This window comes from Conexibacter sp. CPCC 205762, from assembly GCF_030646155.1.
In the GTDB taxonomy this organism is placed as follows: domain Bacteria; phylum Actinomycetota; class Thermoleophilia; order Solirubrobacterales; family Solirubrobacteraceae; genus Conexibacter.
The window spans coordinates 68,011-84,320 of the sequence record NZ_JAUTDN010000023.1 but is presented as its reverse complement, the minus strand read 5'-3'; the positions used below and the strand labels follow the sequence as shown (position 1 = coordinate 84,320).

The 16,310-nt window shown below is 74.0% G+C and carries 12 protein-coding genes and 1 pseudogene; 2 read left to right on the top strand and 11 right to left on the bottom strand.

The window, feature by feature from the left end; translation table 11 throughout:
• Together Q7L73_RS17700 and Q7L73_RS17695 are read left to right on the top strand one after the other, a co-directional pair.
• Nucleotides 1–608: pseudogene (locus tag Q7L73_RS17700) on the top strand (collagen-like protein); the annotation flags it as partial.
• Nucleotides 609–698: 90 nt separating this feature from the next.
• A complete protein-coding gene (locus tag Q7L73_RS17695; RefSeq protein WP_304692921.1) occupies nucleotides 699–1,694 on the top strand; it encodes an LLM class flavin-dependent oxidoreductase in 996 nt (331 codons plus the stop codon).
• Between the two features lie 19 nt (nucleotides 1,695–1,713).
• Here the strand turns inward: Q7L73_RS17695 and Q7L73_RS17690 are convergent, their stop codons facing one another.
• The 11 genes from Q7L73_RS17690 to Q7L73_RS17640 all read right to left on the bottom strand — a co-directional run bounded on the left by Q7L73_RS17690 (nucleotide 1,714) and on the right by Q7L73_RS17640 (nucleotide 16,283).
• Nucleotides 1,714–2,895 (bottom strand): acyl-CoA dehydrogenase family protein, encoded by a 1,182-nt coding sequence (locus Q7L73_RS17690; RefSeq protein ID WP_304692923.1) that lies wholly within the window; start codon nucleotides 2,893–2,895, stop codon nucleotides 1,714–1,716.
• Between the two features lie 58 nt (nucleotides 2,896–2,953).
• The gene (locus Q7L73_RS17685) at nucleotides 2,954–4,888 is read right to left on the bottom strand and encodes a GAF domain-containing protein (RefSeq protein WP_304692925.1); all 1,935 of its coding nucleotides are present in this window, start codon (nucleotides 4,886–4,888) and stop codon (nucleotides 2,954–2,956) included.
• On the bottom strand, nucleotides 4,885–5,553 hold the full coding sequence (locus Q7L73_RS17680; RefSeq protein WP_304692927.1) for a response regulator transcription factor: 669 nt from the start codon (nucleotides 5,551–5,553) through the stop codon (nucleotides 4,885–4,887). Before Q7L73_RS17680 ends, Q7L73_RS17685 begins: the two co-directional genes overlap by 4 nt.
• A 123-nt stretch (nucleotides 5,554–5,676) precedes the next feature.
• Nucleotides 5,677–7,860, bottom strand: a complete 2,184-nt coding sequence (locus Q7L73_RS17675; RefSeq protein ID WP_304692929.1) for a hydantoinase B/oxoprolinase family protein — start codon at nucleotides 7,858–7,860, stop codon at nucleotides 5,677–5,679.
• A gap of 14 nt (nucleotides 7,861–7,874) precedes the next feature.
• Entirely contained in the window at nucleotides 7,875–9,983 is a 2,109-nt protein-coding gene (locus Q7L73_RS17670) for a hydantoinase/oxoprolinase family protein (protein WP_304692931.1), read from the bottom strand.
• A gap of 34 nt (nucleotides 9,984–10,017) precedes the next feature.
• A complete protein-coding gene (locus Q7L73_RS17665; protein ID WP_304692933.1) occupies nucleotides 10,018–11,625 on the bottom strand; it encodes a class I adenylate-forming enzyme family protein in 1,608 nt (535 codons plus the stop codon).
• A gap of 87 nt (nucleotides 11,626–11,712) precedes the next feature.
• Nucleotides 11,713–12,771: a phosphotransferase family protein gene (locus Q7L73_RS17660; protein ID WP_304692935.1), complete on the bottom strand. Its 1,059-nt coding sequence runs from the start codon at nucleotides 12,769–12,771 to the stop codon at nucleotides 11,713–11,715.
• Nucleotides 12,771–13,193, bottom strand: a complete 423-nt coding sequence (locus Q7L73_RS17655) for a hypothetical protein (protein ID WP_304692937.1) — start codon at nucleotides 13,191–13,193, stop codon at nucleotides 12,771–12,773. The genes Q7L73_RS17660 and Q7L73_RS17655 overlap by 1 nt, the downstream gene beginning before the upstream one ends.
• Nucleotides 13,178–14,221: an LLM class flavin-dependent oxidoreductase gene (locus tag Q7L73_RS17650; RefSeq protein WP_304692940.1), complete on the bottom strand. Its 1,044-nt coding sequence runs from the start codon at nucleotides 14,219–14,221 to the stop codon at nucleotides 13,178–13,180. The genes Q7L73_RS17655 and Q7L73_RS17650 overlap by 16 nt, the downstream gene beginning before the upstream one ends.
• On the bottom strand, nucleotides 14,221–15,024 hold the full coding sequence (locus tag Q7L73_RS17645; RefSeq protein ID WP_304692942.1) for an enoyl-CoA hydratase/isomerase family protein: 804 nt from the start codon (nucleotides 15,022–15,024) through the stop codon (nucleotides 14,221–14,223). The genes Q7L73_RS17650 and Q7L73_RS17645 overlap by 1 nt, the downstream gene beginning before the upstream one ends.
• Nucleotides 15,021–16,283: an acyl-CoA dehydrogenase family protein gene (locus Q7L73_RS17640; RefSeq protein WP_304692944.1), complete on the bottom strand. Its 1,263-nt coding sequence runs from the start codon at nucleotides 16,281–16,283 to the stop codon at nucleotides 15,021–15,023. The genes Q7L73_RS17645 and Q7L73_RS17640 overlap by 4 nt, the downstream gene beginning before the upstream one ends.
• Nucleotides 16,284–16,310: the final 27 nt, after the last annotated feature.

Below are 16,310 nucleotides of genomic sequence, written 5' to 3'. Positions count from 1 at the left end.
GCGCCGTCGGCCCGGCGGGCCCGGCCGGGCCCGCCGGCCCCGCCAGCGCGAAGGGCGACCCGGGTCCGGAAGGCCCCGCCGGCGCCACCGGCGCCACCGGCGCGACCGGCGAGCGCGGCCCGACGGGTCCCGCCGGCGATCCCGGCGACCCTGGCCCGACCGGCGCCGACGGCGCCAGAGGAGCGACCGGCCCGCAAGGCCCCGACGGCCCTGAGGGCCCCGCCGGCCCGCCCGTGACGTCGTCGTACGGCTTCGCGGTCTCCTCGTCGACGGTCATCGTCCCCGACGTCGTCCTGTCCGGCGGCGGGGTGCCGTTCTCGACCTTCAACGGGAGCGGGATCACGCAGAACAGCGCGAAGGACGCCTTCACCGTCAGCGAGCCCGGCGTCTACCAGCTCGACTTCCTCGCATCCACGCAGACCGACGTCTACTACGCGATCACGATCAACGGCGTCGCGCAGCAGCCGCTGGTCGAGTCGAGCGACAGCCAGGTCGCGGTCCAGCAGCTGCGGTCGCTCGCGGCCGGCGACATCGTGCAGGTCTCGCCGGTGTCGGGCCTCGGCATCCTGAACGCCGAGACGTTCCGGATCCTGCGCGTCGCCGCGTGAGCGGCAGGCCGCGGCCGCAGGACGACCAGCGGGTGCGCGCTGGCGCAAACGCCAGTCGCCCGCGGCGGTCGGATGCACGAGGCTGGCCCGATGGAGATCGGATTCATGCTGCTGCCGCGCTCGCTGGAGGAGACGCGGGCGGCGGCGGTGCTCGGCGAGCGGCTCGGCTTCGCCTGGATCAGCGCCGCCGACTCGCCGACCGTCTACCAGGACTCGTACCTGCACCAGCTGGAGATCGCGCGCGCGGCGCCGTCGGTGAAGGTCGGCCCGATGGTCAGCCACGTCGTCGCGCGCCATCCGGTGATCGTCGGCAACCAGCTCGCGACGCTCAACGAGTTCACCGGCGGGCGCGCGATCGGCACGCTGGCGACGGGCAACAGCGCCGCGCGCGGACTGGGGATGAAGCCGGCGCGGCTGAGCGACCTGGAGCAGGCGACGACCGCGATCGAGGGCTACTGGCGCGGCGAGGGCGGCGCCTACCGCGACAGCGCGATCCCGCCGAGCGGGATCAGACGGCGCGGCTGCCCGCTGCTGATCGCCGCCGACGGGCAGCACGGCGCCGAGCTGGCCGGCCGCGCCGGCGACGGGCTGCTCTACGGCGGCACGATGGCGCCCGCGGTGCGTCGGCGGCGGCTCGCCGCGGCGCGTGCGCGTGACCCGCGGCGGCCGGCGTGGATCGCGCCGACGGCGTCGCTGCGGGAAGCGATCGACGACGTCCGCGACGACCTCGGCGCGATGGTGATCGCGATGGCCAACCGGGCGATGCGCGGCGACCTCGACGAGCGCGGCGTGCCGCCGGAGGTGCAGGCGGACGTGCTGGAGATGCGGCGCGTCTACGACTACGGCTACCACGCCGACAACACGCGCCCGCGCAACACCGGCCTCGTCTCCCCGCGGCTGACCGCGCACCTGATCGAGAGCCTCTGCGTCTGGGGCGACGAGGACCGCTGGGCCGCCACCCTCGACGCGCTGGAGGCCGACGGCTGGAGCGGCGTGATGCTGATCCTCGGGCAGGGCGAGCAGCCGCCGGTCGTCGAGGCGCTCGGCGAGCGGCTGCGCCGGCTCGGCCGGCTGCGCCCGCGCTGAGCGCGGGCGGCTCGCCCGCTCAGTAGGAGCGCGGCAGCCCGAGCGAGTGCTGGGCGACGTAGTTCAGCACCATCTCGCGCGAGACCGGCGCGATCCGCAGCAGGCGCACGATCCACCACAGGTCCGCGAGGCCGTACTCGACCGACAGCCCGTTGCCGCCGTGGGCCTGGATCGCGCGGTCGAGCGCCAGCGCGCCGGCGTCGGCCGCCAGCAGCTTGGCCATGTTGGCGGCCTCGCCGGCCGGCGCCGCGGCGTCGTGCAGCGCCGCCGCCTGCGCCGTCATCAGGCGCGCCGCCTCCAGCGCGATCTTCGCCTCCGCGAGCGGATGCGCGACGCCCTGGTGGGCACCGATCGGCTGGCCCCAGACGGCCCGCTCGCAGGCGTAGGCAGACGCCTTCGCGAGCGCGTAGCGGCCGATCCCGTTGCAGGTCGCGGCCGCCAGCACGCGCTCGGGGTTGAGGCCGTCGAAGCCGACCCGCAGCCCCTCGCCGACGCCGCCCAGCAGCCGCTCCTCGCCGACCTCGACGTCGTCGAAGAAGAGCGTCCACTGACGCTCGGGCGCGCGCATCACGGTCTCGATCACCTGCCGCTCCAGGCCCGGCGCGTCGACGTCGACGATGAACAGCGAGAGGCCGCCGCGGCCCTGCTCGTCGCCGTCGCCGGTGCGCGCCATCACCAGCAGCGCCTGGCAGTCCTCGACGCCGGAGATGTAGGTCTTCGTGCCGCGCAGCAGCCACCCGCGCCCGTCGTCGGCGCGCCGCGCGCGGGTCGCGATCCGGTGCGAGTTGGAGCCGGCGTCGGGCTCGGTGATCGCGAAGGCGTAGTGGGCGCTGCCGTCGCCGAGGCCGCGCAGCCAGCGCTGCTTCTGCGCCGGGCTGCCGTGACGCGCCAGCAGCGTGCCGGCGATCCCCGGCGAGACGAGCAGCGGCAGCAGCGGGCAGCCGGCCGCCGCCAGCTCCTCGCCGACGATCGCCAGCTCGACCAGGCCGAGGCCGCCGCCGTCGTACTCGGCGGGGATGTTGACGCCGAGGTAGCCGTGCGCGGCGAGCGCCTTCCACAGCTCCCGCGGCGGCTCGACGGCGTCGGTCACGCGCCGGAAGTAGGCGTGTCCGAAGTCGCCGGCGATCGCGGCGACCGCTTCGCGCAGCAGGCGATGCTCGTCGCTCTCGACGAGCGCGAGCGAGGGGGATGTGGTGGCCATGGCCGCAACGCTAGGCCGGCGCCGGCCGCGCCGGGACTGTCGCGTCCGACAGTCCCGCTCACGCCGCGGCGAGGCTCGCGACGACGCGCGTGCCGCCGCCCGGCCGCGCGCTGACGCGCAGCGTGCCGCCCTGCTCGCCGACCGTCCGCCGCAGCGCCGCGAGCCCGTGCTGCGGGCGCTCCGGCGCGCTCGCGTGCCCGCAGCCGTCGTCCTCGATCGTCAGCCGCAGCCGCTCGCCCCCGACGAGCTCCAGGCGCACGCTCGCGCGGCACGGGCCGGCGTGCTTGGCGACGTTGACGAGCGCCTCGCGGGCGACCTTCACGAGCGCGTCGCTGAGCGGCCGGCGCAGGTCGTGCGCCCGCGCCGCCGCATCCTCGGCGACCTGCAGCCGGGCGCTGATCGCGAACTCGTCCTCGACGCTGGAGACGATCGAGGCCAGCCGCGTCGCGATGTCGGCCGCCGGCTGGCTGGAGAGGCGGTGGATCACGGCGCGGATCGCCGTGTCGCCGCGGATCAGCAGCCCGCGCGCCCGCGCGATCGCCTCGGCGGCGCCGTCGTCGAGGTCGTCCCGCTGCAGGATCGCGTCGAGGCTCAGCTGCGCGGCGAAGAGGATCTGCGCGACGTCGTCGTGGAGGTCGTCGGCGATCCGCTGGCGCTCCTGCATCTTCGCCAGCTCCGCGCGCTGGCGCTGGTAGCGCTCGGTCGCGCCGGCGAGCGCGACGAGGTTGGCCATGCGCGCGAGCGCGCGCCGCTCGGCGCGCGCGAACGGCTGGCCGCGGCGGCGGTAGGCGGCCAGCGTCCCCATCCGCTGACGGCTCAGCAGGACCGGCACGTAGAAGGCCGCCCAGCCGGGGTCGCCGGCACCGGTCGGCCCGACGACGTAGGCGCGGATGCCGGGCTCGTCGCCCGCCTCCTCCAGCACCGTCCCCTCGCGCGCGTGGTCGCGCGGGCCGCGGCGCGCGATCAGCGGCGTGCCGTCGTCGTCGACGATCGCGAGCAGGTTCGCGTCGGTCGCCTCGCACAGCTCCTCCAGCGCCGGCACGAGCACGCCCTGCGCGTCGTCGCCGGAGGCGACGGCGACCGCCACGCGCGCGAGGATCCCCTCCAGCCGCTGCTGCGCGCGCAGGCGGAAGATCGTCGTCGCCAGCTCGACGACGCTCGCGATCCGCGGCGCCAGCGCCAGCGCCCGCTCGACGTCGGCGAGCGCGAACGGCCGCGGCGCGTTGGCGATGTGCAGCACGCCGACGTCCGGCAGCGGGACCGACAGCAGCCGCCGGATCCCGAACACGTCGACGTACTGCTGCCGGATCCCGGCGTCGCCCTCGGAGGTGTTGCTGAGGTGCGCCTGCCCGGTCGTGAAGACGCGCGCCGAGTTGCTGCAGGGGTCGAAGATCGAGACCTGGTGGGAGGCGGCGACCGCGGCCTCCGCGCCGAATGAGCCGGGGATCATCTGCAGCACGTTGCGCTGGCGGTCGGCGACCATCACGCCGCACAGCGCGCCGCCGAAGCGCGGCCCGACGACCGCCGCCAGCTCGGTGCTGAGCTCCTCGAGGTCGTGCGCGGAGAGGACCAGCCGCTCGAGCTCGCCGAGCGGCTCCTCGCGCCCCGCCGCGCTCGGGCGGCGGGCCAGCCCGAGCGCCAGCGCCAGCTGCGCGGCGAAGGTCGCGACCAGCTCGGGATGCTCGAACGGGCTGGCGTCGCGCTTGAGCGCGTAGAGCGCGCCGAGCCGCTCGCCCTCCAGCAGCGCGTCGGCGCCGAGCACGCCCTCGAAGGCACGGGCGAGGTGGGCCGTGCCGCGCTCGGCCAGCCCGCGCTCGAGCCCGCTCAGCTCGCTGCGCCGCAATCCCTCGGCCGCGAGCACCGCGGGGATCCCGTCCGCGCGCTCGGCGAGCACGATGACCGCCTCGCTGCCGAGCGTCCTGCGGGCGGCGGCGACGAGCGCGACGACGGCGGCCGGCGGCTGCTGCGCGACGGTCGGCGCGAGCGCGGTCACGTCTCCGGCCCAGCCGCCGCGGCCTCGCCGGCCGGCGCGATGAAGCCGGTGCGGATCGCCTTCGCGATCAGCTCGGTCTTCGTGCGCGCCTCGAACTTGGCCTTCAGCTTCTGCACGTGGAAGCGCACCGTCGACTCGGAGATGAAGAGGCGGTTGCCGATCTCCTGGTTGGTGAAGCCCTGCGCCGCCAGCTCCAGCACGCGCTCCTGCTGCGGCGTCGGCCGCGCGCCGCTCATGCGGCTCTCGACCAGCGCGTGCAGCTGCTTGACGATCTGCGGGCCGGCGGCGGCTCCGGGCGCCGCGCCGCCCTCCATGATCCGCTCCAGCGCCGCCATCAGCTCCGGCAGCCCGGCCGCCTTCGTGACGTAGGCGGCTGCGCCGGCGTCGAGCGCGCCGCGGACGGTCTCCTCGCTGAGGTAGGTCGTCAGGATCACGACCGCGGTGCTGGGGAAGTCGCGCGTCAGCTCGCGCGTCAGGTCCTCCCCGCGCATGTCGGGCAGCCGCAGGTCGACGAGCGCGACGTCGGGCAGCGTGCGCCGCACCAGCCGCAGCGCCTCTCTCCCGGTCGCGGCCTCGCCCACGACCTCGATCCGCGCGTCGTTGGAGAGCGTCGCGCGGACGCCCTCACGGACGATCTCGTGATCGTCGACGATCATCACCCGCATCGCTCTCTCCTCGTGCCATGCCCGTTCCCGGCGCGCAACCTACCGCTGGGTCGGTTCGATCTCGACCTTACATCGCGGAACGGGCGGCGCGGGAAAAATCCCGCGCCGCCCTCGACCGCTCCCCTACACGACGACCGCCTCGCGCAATGCGCTGGCCGCCGGCAGCGTCTCCAGCTCCGAGGTCGCCACGTCGACCCCGAGGCTGGCCGCGCAGCCCGGGCAGAAGTGCTCGCGCGTCGTGACGCGCGGCTCCTCCAGGCGATCGCGGACGATCATCTCCAGCTGCTCGTAGCGCTCGGCGATCGGCAGCTCGCGCAGCACCGCCCCCTCGCGCCAGTTGCCGCTCGCCGGCGCCAGCTGCTCGGCGCAGGAGGCGCAGCTCCACCACTCCGCGTCGCGCACCAGCGAGACGCCGATGCTGGCCGGGGCGCGCAGCGCTCTGCCGGGCTCGGCGCCGATCCGCTCGCGGCGGATCCGCGCGCGCGTGGCGTCGGTCGCGGCCGCGTCGAGCTCGCTGCCGGCGAGCACGACGCCGTAGACGTGCTCGGCGTGTCTGGCGGTGACGTAGCCGTCGATCACGTCGCGCACGACCAGCGCCGGCGGGCGCAGCAGCGGGTCGCCGAGGCCGGCGCCGCCGCCCGCGGTCGCGACGAAGACGTCGCCGACGGCGAGGTTGATGTGCGTCAGCTTCGAGCGCACTCTCTCCTCGCGCCCGTCGAGCCGCTCCATCGTCGGCAGCGTGCGCGCGGCCAGCAGCGCCGGCACGTTCGATTCGCGCACCGGGTGGAAGCTGCCGGCGGAGCCGGGGTAGCCGCCGCCGACGCCGTGCGGCGGGACCTGCGCGCAGGCGTTGAAGCACGGGCCCGACATGCCGCTGCCGTCGGTGATCGCGTACGCCTGGTCGAGCGACTGGCCGCCGCGCATCTGGCCGGGGCCGCCGGAGTTGGCGACCAGCCGCCGCCACAGGAACAGCACCGGGTCGGCGCCCTCGTGGTTCTCGATGTCGGGGATGCCGCCGCCGGTCGTGCAGGTGAGGCCGTAGGCGTCCTGGCCGTCGTTGATCGTCTGCGCCCCGCCGCCGGAGCCGATCGCGTTGTCGGGGTAGAAGATCACCGACACGCCGCCGTGCTGGTTGGTGCCGAAGAGCGCGTTGCCGGGGAAGCCGTCCTGGTGCTGGCCGGCGATGCGGCTGCGCAGCAGCGGGTCGTCGCTGAGCGCCAGCGCCTGGCAGAGCACGTCCTTGGAGAGCTTGCAGGCGCGCATGCCGACCTCGGAGTGGGCGTTGCTGACCGGCGCCGGCGGGATCGAGTTGACGATCGTCCCGGGCTCGCCGATGTCGACGCTGATCGGCCGCCAGAGGCCGCCGTTGACCGGCAGGTCGCCGTAGACGAGGACGGTCATCAGCCCCGTCATCGCCTGGCCGAACATCGGCCCCTCGGTCGAGTTGACGAAGGCGTCGATCTGCGGCACGCCGGAGTACGTGTAGCGCAGGTCGGTGCCGTCGACCTCCAGCCGGACGCGCAGCTCCAGCAGCCGGTCGGGGCCGTCGTGGCCGTCGAACTCGTTCCAGTCGACCGCCTCGTAGACGCCGTCGGGGATCTTCGCGATCCGCTCGCGCAGCACCTGCTCGCTGAGGTCCTTGTTGATCTCGCAGTAGCGCTTGTGGTGCTCGAGCCCGAACTCGTCGATGATCTGCTTCAGCTTGCGCTCGCCGGTGCGGTTGGAGGCGACCATCGAGCGGATGTCGTTGAGGACGGCGCCGGGCGCGCGCACGTTGGCGGCGATGTACGTCTCCCACTCCGGGTCGATCCGCCCGTCGCGGATGATCTTGATCGGCGGGAAGCGCAGCCCCTCCTGGTAGACGTCGTGCGCGCCCGGCGCGTAGCCGGAGATGCCGACGCCGCCGACGTCGAGCACGTGCATGTTCGCGAACGACCAGCCGAGGTGCTCGCCCTCGTAGAAGGTCGGCATGATGATCGAGACGTCGCCCTGGTGCATCGCCCCGGCGGTGTGCGGATCGTTGACGACCCAGCCGTCGCCCGGCTTCAGCTCGCCGCCCTGCGCGGCGACGAGGTCGATGATCGCCTTCGTGCCGATCAGCGAGGAGCCGACGTGGAACAGCACGTAGGAGGAGAAGCCGAGGTGCTCGCCGGCGGTGTCGAGCAGGCAGGTCGAGAAGTCCTTCGACTCCGTCACGATCGGCGACCCCGAGGTGCGCACGAGCGTGATCGCCATCTCGTCGGTGAGGTTCTGCAGCGCCTTCCGATGGACCTCGGCGGCGATCACGTCGTAGTCGGCAGTGCTCATCGCAGCTCGCTCCCTCATCGCGTCAGGACGTAGTTCATGTGCTCGTCGCGCACCGCGGTCGTGCCAGGCGGGACGTAGATCGTCGTGTCGACCGCGTCGATGATCGCCGGGCCCTCGACGCGCGCGCCGACGACGAAGCGGGCGTCGTCGATCACGGGGATCCGCTCGCGCCGGCGCTCGGCCGGCAGGAACACCTCGCGCGTCTCGCGCACCAGCTCGCCGGCCGCCTCGCCGGCCGCCGCGACCGCGCCCAGCTGCGGGCGCTCGCCGCGCCCGGTGACGGTGACGCTGTAGTTGATCAGCGACGCCGGCACCCCCTTCCAGGCCGTCCCCTCGCCGTAGGTGCGCTCGTAGTGGGCGAGGAAGTCGTCGAAGATCGCGCTCGCGTCGTCAGCCGTCAGCGGCCGCGCCGGCATCGGCAGCGTCAGCTCGTACGCCTGCCCCTGGAAGCGCAGGTCGGCGCTGCGCTGCACGTCGATCTGGTCGCGCGCGAAGCCCTCGGACTCCATCTGCGCGATCGCCTCCTCGACCATCCGCGCCGCGATCGCGTTGACGCGCTCGACGCCGTCGGGCTTCGACAGGTCCCAGTTGACGCCCTGGTCGTTGCGCGTCACGTAGTCCGACGACAGCAGCCCCAGCGCGCAGAAGACCGAGCTGTTCTGCGGGATCACGATCGTGTCGATCGAGAGCCGCTCGGCGATCTGCGAGGCGAACAGCGGCAGCGTGCCGCCGTAGGCGAGGAAGAGGAAGTCGCGCGGGTCGTGGCCCTTGCCGACGCTGACCTCGCGCACGGCGTTGGCCATGTTGACGACGACGAGGTCGTGGATCGCCGCGGCCGCCTGCTCCGTGCTCCAGCCGAAGCGCTCGCCGAAGGTCCCGTCGAGCGCCGCGCGCGCCAGCTCCGGCCGCAGCTGCACGCGCCCGCCGAGATAGTTGTCGGGGTCGATGAAGCCGAGCGTCACCATCGCGTCGGTGACCGTCGGCTGCTCGCCGCCGCGGCCGAGCGCCGCCGGCCCGGGGGTCGAGCCGGCGCTCTGCGGGCCGACCTGCGGCACGCCGCGCTCGGAGACCCACCCGATCGAGCCGCCGCCGGCGCCGACCGAGATCACGTCGACGATGTTGACGCCGGTCATGAACGGGCCGAGCTGGAGGTTCTTGTCGATGTGGATCTCGTTGTCGGAGATGATCCCCGTGTCGAAGCTGGTGCCGCCCATGTCGCCGAGCAGCACCCGTCTCTTGCCCATCCGCTTGGCCAGCTCGTTGGCGCCGAGCGCGCCGCCGGCCGGCCCGGAGCCGAGCAGCCCGAGCGGGTACTGGCGCGCCTTCTCGAGGCTGATGCCGCCGCCGAGGCCCTGGAAGAAGGCGAGGCCGCCGCCGAGGCCGGCCGAGCGCAGTCTCTCGTTCAGCGAGGTCAGGTAGACCTCGGCGCGGTCCTGCACGAACGAGTTGAGGATCGCCGTCGTCCAGCGGCGCGTCTCGCCCTCGACCGGGAAGACGCGGTGCGACGGCGTCACGAACAGGTCCGGGTAGACCTCCTTGATCGCCGCCTCGGCCGCCAGCTCGTGCGCCTCGTTGGCGTGGCTCCAGAGGAAGCAGACGGCGAGCGCGTCGACGCCGACCTCCTCCACGAGATATCTGGCCTGCGCCTTCACCTGCTCGACGTCGAGCGGCACGAGCACCTCGCCGGCCCAGTTGACGCGCTCGTCGATCTCGGCGATCGCGCGGCGCTGCACGAGGTCGGGCACGTTGACCTGCAGGTGGTCGTCGATCTCGGTCGTGCGCGGTCCGCCGGCGAGCCGGAAGGCGTCTCTGAAGCCGCTCGTGATCAGCACGCCGACGCGCGACCCTCTCAGCGTCGTGATCGTGTTCGTCACGACCGTCGTGCCGTTGATGAACAGCTGCGTGCGCCGCAGCAGCTCCTCCATCCCCAGCTCGTAGTTGCCCGCCGCCACCCCGACGGCCTCGAGCACGCCACGGCTGAAGTCGTCATAGGTCGTCAACGCCTTGCCGCGCTCGACGCGGCCGTCGTAGACGACCGAGACGTCGGTGTGCGTGCCGCCGACGTCGACGCCGATGAACGCGCTGGGGGCGGTTCCGTTCCCGTTGCCCACGCTGTTGCTCATGTCTCTCCTCGCCCGATTTCGTCGCCCAACCGCGCTACGGCACGAGCGGCTCACCGGCATCGGTGAACCGCTCCCGCAGCAGGAACTTCTTCGCCTTGCCGCCCGCCGTGCGCGGCAGCGCGTCGACCACCCGCACCTGCGTCGGCTTCTTGTAGCCGGCCAGCCGCTCGGTGCAGAACGCGATCACGTCCTCCTCGTCGACGGTCGCGCCGGGCGTCGGCTCGACCACGACGCAGACCGTCTCGCCCCACTTCTCGTGCGGCAGCCCGATCGCCGCCGCGTCGGCGACGTCGGGATGCTCGCGCAGCACGTCCTCGATCTCCGACGGGAAGATGTTCATCCCGCCGCTGATGATCATGTCGCCCTTGCGGCCGGAGATGAAGAGGAAGCCGTCCGCGTCGAAGCGGCCCATGTCGCCGGTGTGCAGCCAGCCGTCGACGATCAGCCGCGCGGTCAGCTCCGGGTCGTCCCAGTAGCCGGCCGTCACCGACGGCGCGCGCACGACGATCTCGCCCTCGGCGCCGACCGGCACCTCCAGCCCCATCGGGTCGAGCAGTCTGATCTCGACGTGCTGGGAGGGCTTGCCGGCCGAGCCGGGCTTCGCGCGCGCGTCCTGCGGGCGCACGAAGCTGACCGAGCCGCCGCCCTCGGTCAGGCCGTAGACCTGGATGAAGTCGGTCTGCGGGAAGGCCTGCTGCGCCCGCTCGGTCGTCGCGACCGAGACCGGCTGCCCGCCGCACATGATCATCTTCAGGCAGCTGAGGTCGTGCTCGCCGAGCGTCGGCAGGCGCAGGATCTCGTACAGCATCGTCGGCACCCACAGCACGTGGCTGACGCGCTCGCGTGCGATGTAGCGGACGACCTCCTCGGCGTCGAAGCCGCTGGAGCGCTTGACGTGGACCGTGCCGCCCTGGTGCAGGATCGGCCAGGTGAAGTCGTGGCGACCGCCGATGTAATAGAGGTCGATGATCGCGTAGGTCGAGTGCTGCGGCCCGAGCTGGAAGTCGGTCACCTGCTGCAGCGCGTTCCACAGCAGCGTGCCGTTGGTCCACACGACGCCCTTCGGATTGCCGGTCGTGCCGGAGGTGAAGATGATCTCGTGCGGGTCGGTCAGGCGGCCGCGGCGCGCGGGCCGCTCGCCGCCGGCGGAGGCGCGCAGCTCGGCGTAGGAGATGTCGCCGCTGGTGCCGTCGAGCGTGATGACGGTGCGCAGGTCGGGCAGCTCGCCGGAGCGGCGCAGCTCGAGGATCGTGCCGAGGAAGCGCTCCTCGACGAAGATCGCGCGGGCGGCGCAGCGGCGCAGCAGGTTGGCCAGCTCGCCGGCGCGCAGCCGCCAGTTGAGCGGCACCATGATCGCGCGCGCGGCGGCGATCCCGACCTCCAGCTCGATGAATTCGAGCTGGTTGGAGCTGAGGATCGCGACGCGGTCCAGCTCCTCGATCCCGAGCCCGACGAGCGCGTTGGCGACGCGGCGGCTGCGGTCGCGCAGCTCGCCGTAGGTGCGCACGCGCTGCTCGAACACGATCGCCGGCTTGGCGAGGTCGAGACCGGCTCGCTCCAGCAGGTACGGGAGCGCGAGCGCGTCCCAGCGCGCGGCCCCCGCAAGGTCGAGCTTGACGTTGCTCAGCGCCATGTCCTCCATGGCCCCCTCCCTCGTCCCGGTCCTCATGCCCGCCGAGCTTCTCAGCGGCCCGGCGGCGCGGCTACTGGCACTACCGCCAGTCACCGCTCACCAGCCCATCAGCGCGGTCAGGTCCTGCCGCAGGCCGGGCAGCACGAAGCGGCCCCATGCCATCCGCACGTCGCGCGTGCGGGCGTCGGCGTAGACGCGGATCCCGGTCGTCATGATCGCGAACAGCATCAGCGCGCCGAGCGCGGTGAACGTGCGCACGACCTCGGGATCGACCGGCCGGCCGCTCAGCAGCGCGTAGCGCTCGTGGAACCAGTCGCGCTCGGCGACGGCGTTGAGCAGCGACGAGCCCGGCGTCGTGAACTTGCCGGCGTGGTAGTCGAGCGCCATGTAGCCGAGGTCGAAGCGCGGGTCGCCGAACGAGCACAGCTCCCAGTCGAGGATCCCGGAGACGCGGCCGCCGTCGATCAGGCAGTTGCCGATCCGGTAGTCGCCGTGCACGAGGCAGGGGGCGACCGGGTCGGGCTCGCGCGAGCGGACCCACGCGTAGGCCTCGTCGACGACCGGGTCGCGCACGAGCTTCATCTGCTCGTAGACGTCCTGCCAGCGGTCGACCGTCCGCTGGAAGTCGCGCGCGGTCGCGGCCGCGGCGGCGCGGCCGGCGTCGATCGCGTGGATCGCGGCGAGGTGCGCGACGAGGTCGTGCGCGATCCCGCGCGAGCTCGCCCAGTCGGCCGCCAGCTCGTCGCGCTCGGGCCTGCGCCAGACGTTCGGCGCGCGGCCGCCGAGCCGGTCCATCACGAAGAACGGCCCGTCGAACGGCGTCTGCTCGGAGGGCTCGAAGCCGCGCACCGCCGGCGTCGGCGGCGACTCCCGCTGCAGCAGCGAGAAGACGCGGAACTCCTCCCCCAGGTCGGTGTCCAGCAGCGAGCCGCGGGGCCGCGCGCGCACGATGTAGGCGCGCTCGCCGTCGGGGTCGCCGGCGCCGCCGCGGTCGGGGTGCGTGACGCGCGCCGCGTAGGAGTGGCGCGACCAGCCGCCCTCCAGCTGCTCCAGGTAGGTGACGACGCTGCCCGACTCGGCCGCGCCGGCGGCCCGCATCGTCTCCAGCAGCGCGGCGGCCTTCGCCGCGTCGACCGCGATCGCCTCCGCCGCCATCAGCGCGCTCCCCCGTCCAGCGGCGCGGCCAGCGCGGCCTGCTCGCGGTCGGCCAGCTCGCGCAGGATCGCGCGCACCGCGTCGCGCACCGGGTCGGCGCCCGCGCGCGGCAGCGCCGCCAGCAGGTCGGCGACCAGCTCGCCGATCCGCACGCCGCCGACGGCGGGGTCGGCGAGCTGCTCGCGCGCGGCGACGGCCGGCGGGCGGCCGTCGCCGGCGAGCGCGTCGAGCAGCGCGGCGCGCGTCCAGGCGCGCAGCGCGTCCGCTCCCTGCAGCTCGCCGGCGAGCAGGCGCGTGACGCTGTAGGCCGACAGCACCTGGCTGCGCTGATAGTCCTCCAGCGCGCCGTCGGCGTCGGCGGAGGCGCGCAGCACGCGGCCGACGCCGGCCAGCAGCTGCGGAGGGGTCAGGGCGTTGAACATGGGGCCTTCCGGTCGCCGAACGCGTCGATCAGCCCGAGCGCGCAGTCGCGCACCCGCTCGGGCGTCAGCAGGAAGCTCGGCACGTAGAGGATCGCGTGGTCGAGCAGGCCGTCGAAGCGGCGCAGGCCGGCGCGCACGTCGTCGGGCGTGCCGGCGGTCGCCAGCGCGTCGACCATCGCCTCCGGCACGGCGGCGACCATCGCCGCGTGGTCGCCGCGCGCGAACGCCTCGCGGATCGTCGCGCCGGCCGCGCCGAAGCCGAGTCGCTCCAGCAGCGGCCCGTAGGTCTTGACCGAGGCGTAGAAGGCGAGCTGCGCCGCCGCCTCGCGCCGCGCGACCGCCGGGTCGTCGTGGACGGCGGCGAGCAGCAGCGTCGCGACCGTGACGTCGCGCGGCGAGCGGTCGTTGCGCAGCGCGCCCTTCTCGATCGCCGGGTGGACGACGTCGGTCAGGTAGGCGGGCGTCGTCAGCACGTGCCCGAGCAGGCCGTCGCCGACGCGGCCGGCGACCTCGATCATGCGCGGGTTGACGCCCGCGGTCCAGATCGGGATCCGCTCCCGCCGCGGCGGCGTCAGCTCGCCGGTCGGCGCGAGCTTGAGGCGGTAGAAGCGGCCGTCGTGGTCGACCGGCCGCTCGTGCAGCCGCCACAGCTCGCGCAGCAGCGGGACCAGCTCCTCCATCCGCAGCGCGGGCGCGTCGGGGTCCTGGCCGTGCCAGTCGGAGATCATCCGCCGCGTGCCGTTGCCGAGGCCGAGCACGAAGCGGCCGTCGGACAGCTCGTCGAGGTCGCGCGCCTCGGCCGCGAGCGTCAGCGGGCTGCGGCCGACGCCGTAGGCGATCGCCGTCCCGACCGTGCAGCGGCTGGTGCGGTGGGCCATCTCGGCGAGCGTGATCGTCGCGGAGCGGTCGTACAGCTCGGGCGTCCAGGCGGCCGCGAGGCCGGCGGCGTCGGCGGCGGCGGCGATCTCGCCGGCGCCGCGCAGGGTCGCGCCCTGGACCTCGATCCCGATCGTCGGTGCGGCGGCCATCAGCGCGCCGTGAAGGTCGCCGGGCGCTTGGCGCGGAAGGCCGCGAGCGCCTCGCGGAAGTCCTCGCCGCGTGTCGCCAGCGTCTGGCCGCGGTTCTCGACCTCGACCGCCTGTGACAGCGAGCCGGCGTCGACGTTGGCGTTCAGCACGCGCTTGGTCAGCGTCACGCCGAACGGCGTGTTGGCGGCGATCTGCGACGCCAGCGCGAACGCCTCCTCCAGCAGCTGCGCGGCCGGCACGACGCGGTTGACGAGCCCGATCGCCGCCGCCTCCTCCGCCTCGACGAAGCGGCCGCTGAGCATGATCTCGGCGGCGTGGCCGAGCCCGACGACGCGCGGCAGCGACCACGACACGCCGACGTCGCCGGCCGACAGCCCGATCTTCACGAAGGCGGCGTTGAAGCGCGCCGCCGGCGCGGCGAGCCGCACGTCGGCCGCGAGCGCCAGCCCGAGCCCGCCGCCGGCGGCGGCGCCGTTGACGGCCGCGATCACCGGCTGCGGCAGCTCGTGCAGCGCGACGAAGGCGCCGGCCCAGTGCTGCTGGCCGAGCATCATCTCGTGCGGGCTCAGCGCCGGCAGCGTCTCCGCGTCGTCGAGGTCGAGGCCGGCGCAGAAGCCGCGGCCGGCGCCGGTCACGACGACGACGCGCGCCTCGCGGTCGTTCGTCAGCGCGCGCGTCAGGTCGTGCAGCTCGTCGAACATCTCGAAGGTGATCGCGTTCATCCGCGCGGGGCGGTTGAGCGTCACCAGCACGACGCCCTCGCGCGGGCGCTCCACGAGCAAGGTGCGGTAGCCGCCGCTCATGCCGCGCTCCCGACCGGCTGGGAGGCGTCGCGGACGTAGTGGTCGGCCGGCAGCTGCGCGGCCTTGCGCAGCTCCATCCGCGCGATCACCTGCTTGTGCACCTCGTCGGCGCCGTCGCCGATCCGCAGCATGCGGTTGTAGCGGTACATGCTCGCCAGCGGGGTGTCGTCGGAGACGCCGGCGCCGCCCCACACCTGGATCGCGCGGTCGACGACGGCGAGCGCCATGCTCGGCACCAGCACCTTCGTGATCGACAGCTCCTCGCGCGCGAGCTTGTTGCCGACCTGGTCGAGCTTCCAGGCGGCGTTCCAGGTGACCAGGCGGGCCGCGTCGATCTCGATCCGCGAGGTCGCGATGAACTCCTGCACGAACTGGCGGTCGGCCAGCGGCGTGCCGAACATCTCGCGCCCGGCGGCGCGCTGGCACATCAGCTCCAGCGCCCGCTCGGCGACCCCGATCAGGCGCATGCAGTGGTGGATGCGCCCGGGGCCGAGCCGGTCCTGCGAGATCTTGAAGCCGCTGCCGCGGGCGCCGAGCGTCGCCGTCTCGGCCGGCACGCGGCAGCCGTCGAAGGCGATCTCCCAGTGGCCGGGGCCGGCGGTGTGGCCGTGGTTGGCCAGCGGCCGCACGTACTCGAAGCCGGGCGTGTCGGTCGGGACCAGCAGCATCGTCGCGCGCGCGTGCTTGGCGGCGTCGGGGTCGGTGACCGCCATCACGATCGCGACCTGGGCGCCGAGCGCGTTGGTCGTCCACCACTTGCGCCCGTCGAGCACCCACGCGTCGCCGTCGAGGCGGGCGCGACAGGCGAGCCCGGTCGGGTCCGAGCCGGCCGTCTCGGGCTCGGTCATCGCGTAGCAGGAGCGGATCTCGCCCTCCAGCAGCGGCTCCAGCCAGCGCTCGCGCTGCAGCGGGGTCGCGTGCTCGGCGAGGATCTCCACGTTGCCGCTGTCGGGCGGCGCGCAGTTGAAGACGTAGGGCGCCACGAGCGTCGCGCGGCCGAGCTCCTCGCAGATGACGCCGTACTCGGCGTTCGTCAGGCCCGCGCCGTAGCGCGGGTCGGGCAGGAAGAGGTTCCACAGCCCCTCCGCCTTCGCCCGCGCGCGCAGCTCCAGCAGGATCGCCGGGTAGGGAGCGCCGGCCGCGACCTCGCGGTCGAGCGCCTCCTCCGCCTCCCGCTCCTGCGGATAGACGTGCTCCTGCATGAAGGCGCGCACGCGCTCCAGCAGCTGCTTGCAGCGATCTGTCGGCTCGAACTCCACGGTCTGCGCTCTCCTCGGTCGTGCTCC